Here is a 691-nt window from a genome sequence, read left to right as displayed (position 1 = left end):
TGGTAATAAACTAATCATCAAATCTAATCCCATAATTTTCAATTAGGAGCCAATATGTCTAAAAAGAAAGTCGCACAAATTGTTGTTGAAGCTTTAGAAAATGCAGGCGTTAAACGTTGTTATGGTGTTGTAGGAGATACACTTAATCAAGTTACAGATGCCATGCGCTTTCATACTTCCATAGAATGGGTTCATATGCGCCACGAGGAAGCTGGTGGATTCGCTGCTGGTGCTGAAGCCTATATGACAGATAACTTAACAGCATGTGCGGGATCCTGTGGACCTGGTTCACTCCATTTTCTCAATGGCTTATTTGAAAGCCACCGAAATGGTGCACCAGTCGTATTGATTGCTAGCCAACTTCCAAGCGATGTATTGGGAACAAGCTTTCCTCAAGAAGTAGATTACACACCAATTTATAAAACATGCTCAGTTTTTTGTGAACAAGTTAATGATGCAAGNCTCAGTTTTTTGTGAACAAGTTAATGATGCAAGCACTGCAAAACGTATTGTAATGAGTGCTTGTCAAGCCGCATTAACTCAGCGCGGTGTTGCTGTTGTTATTTTGCCTGCTAATATTAGTGCAATGGAGATAGAAGACTTACCTGTTTTACAAACATATCAGCCTAAACAGCCCATCGTTCATCCTGCAGATGAAGAATTACGGATGATCGCTAAAATCCTTAATGAA

General features: G+C 39.7%; 1 pseudogene. It reads left to right on the top strand.

Going from position 1 to position 691, the window contains the following annotated elements:
- Positions 1–54: 54 nt before the first annotated feature.
- Positions 55–691 (top strand): annotated as a pseudogene (locus BZK16_RS13955) (thiamine pyrophosphate-binding protein); the annotation flags it as partial.

The sequence above is a fragment of the Wohlfahrtiimonas populi genome, assembly GCF_002006795.1.
GTDB lineage: Bacteria > Pseudomonadota > Gammaproteobacteria > Cardiobacteriales > Wohlfahrtiimonadaceae > Wohlfahrtiimonas > Wohlfahrtiimonas populi.
The sequence above is the reverse complement of the archived record's forward strand: the minus strand, read 5'-3'. Positions and strand labels throughout refer to the sequence as shown.